Genomic DNA, 1,304 nt, shown 5'->3' with positions numbered 1-1,304 from the left:
CCCCTGGGGTGGGTCGCGGGCGGGTCGGTCGCGCTGCTCGCGGCGGCCCTGCTCGGCGTCTCCGCCGGAGCGGCCTCCCTCTCCGCGGCCGACATCGCCCGGCACCTGCTCAGTCTCCTGCCGTTCGGTGCGCAGTCCCCCCTCACCGAACGGGAGGCGGCCGTCCTGGTGGAGCTGCGCCTTCCGCGCGTGGTGATGGGCGCGCTCGTCGGCGCCCTCCTGGCCACCGCGGGCGGCGCCTACCAGGGCGTGTTCCGCAACCCGCTGGCCGACCCCTACCTCCTCGGCGCCGCCGCCGGGGCCGGGCTCGGCGCGACGACGGTCATCGTCTTCGGCGCGCAGTTCAGCGACTCCCCGCGCGCCCTGGTCCCGGTCGCCGCGTTCGCCGGCGCCCTGCTCGGCGTGGCCGCCGCCTACCTGCTCGGGTCCACCGCGGGCGGGGGCGGCACCGCCGCGCTCGTCCTGGCGGGCGTGGCCGTCTCCTCGTTCCTGTCCGCCGCCCAGACCCTGGTCCAGCAGATGGGCGTGGACGAACTCCAGCGCATCTTCGCCTGGCTGCTCGGCGGACTCGGCAGGGGCGGCTGGGACGACGTGCGGCTGGTCGCCCCGTACGCGGTGGTCGGACTGGCCGTCCTGCTGGCCAGCGGTTACCTGCTGGACATGCTCGCCCTGGGCGACGACAAGGCGGTCAGCCTGGGACTGAACCCGGCCGCCGTGCGCATCGTGGTGATCGGCGCGGCGTCCCTGGCCACGGCCGCCGCCGTGTCGGTGAGCGGCCTGATCGGCTTCGTGGGGATCGTCGTCCCGCACGTCGTGCGCCGCCTGGTGGGCTCCAACTACCGGGCGATCCTGCCGGTCACCGTGCTCCTCGGCGGCGCCTTCCTGGTCCTGGTGGACATCGTCGCCCGGACGCTCATCGCCCCCGCGGAGCTGCCCATCGGCGTGGTCACCGCCTTCCTCGGCGCGCCCTTCTTCGTGCTCATCCTGCGCACCACGCGCCACCGCGGCACCTGAGTTCCCGCTGTCACCGGTGGTTCCGGGGCGCCCCGGAAGGGGAGGGGCCTACCGGTACCCGCTTCGTTCCCGGCGCGCCACCCGGCCGTGACGCGAACGCGTCGCACACTCTGGAACACTGGAAGGTGCTATGGACATCACCTTGCTCGTCGCCATCATCATCGCCGTCGTGCTCCTGGCCGCCGGTGGGTTCTTCCTGGTCACGACCCGGCGCTCGGTCGAACCGGGCAAGGACGAGACCGAACCCGAACCCACCGGCGCCGCCGCCGGGGCCACCGCCGTGGAGGACC

At 74.5% G+C, this 1,304-nt stretch carries 1 protein-coding gene and 1 pseudogene; both read left to right on the top strand.

Annotated features, from left to right (window positions below; genetic code table 11):
* Positions 1-1,014, top strand: a 1,014-nt coding sequence (locus DQW06_RS26225) for an iron ABC transporter permease (RefSeq protein WP_232833164.1), incomplete at its 5' end; no start/stop codon positions are given.
* A gap of 130 nt (positions 1,015-1,144) precedes the next feature.
* A pseudogene (locus DQW06_RS26220) lies at positions 1,145-1,304 on the top strand (signal recognition particle-docking protein FtsY); the annotation flags it as partial.

Source organism: Nocardiopsis sp. TNDT3, from assembly GCF_003427465.1.
Lineage (GTDB): Bacteria > Actinomycetota > Actinomycetes > Streptosporangiales > Streptosporangiaceae > Nocardiopsis > Nocardiopsis dassonvillei.
This window is presented reverse-complemented; position numbering and strand designations above follow the sequence as displayed.